The organism is Shewanella electrica (assembly GCF_022321485.1).
GTDB classification, from domain to species: domain Bacteria; phylum Pseudomonadota; class Gammaproteobacteria; order Enterobacterales; family Shewanellaceae; genus Shewanella; species Shewanella electrica.
Map to the genome: position 1 here is coordinate 1 of NZ_JAKOGG010000103.1, position 333 is coordinate 333.

Consider the following 333-nt stretch of genomic DNA (forward strand, 5'->3'; position numbering starts at 1 on the left):
CTCCACCATACCACCGTCTAAGCAGGGGTGTCGTGTTGCGCGAGAAAAAAAAACACCAGCCACCCCCGCGCGGTGGTGGAGGTTTGCGGCGGAAGCGTAAACGTAAAACAAAGCGACGGCGTTTTGGGGAAGAGGATGTGCAATCAGTGTGGGGTAAGAGAATCGATAGTGCTGCTGTTGCCATGTAGGCATCTGTGTCTGTGCACAATGTGTGAGTCCACCGTACGTAATTGCCCGCTTTGTCAATCTGGCATTAATGCTAGTGTTCATGTTAATTACTCTTAGGAGTTTTTTAACGCTTTCCATATACTACTCCATTTTACACCACCGGGG

General features: G+C 49.5%; 1 protein-coding gene. It reads left to right on the top strand.

What is annotated here, in order from left to right:
• Window positions 1-135: 135 nt before the first annotated feature.
• On the top strand, window positions 136-285 hold the full coding sequence (locus tag L9G74_RS23955; RefSeq protein WP_500142663.1) for an RING-HC finger protein: 150 nt from the start codon (window positions 136-138) through the stop codon (window positions 283-285).
• The last annotated feature ends 48 nt before the right edge of the window (window positions 286-333 follow it).

Coding starts and splice junctions, on each gene's coding strand:
- L9G74_RS23955 (WP_500142663.1), top strand. CDS start 136: ATGTGCAATCAGTGTGGGGTAAGAGAATCGATAGTGCTGCTGTTGCCA.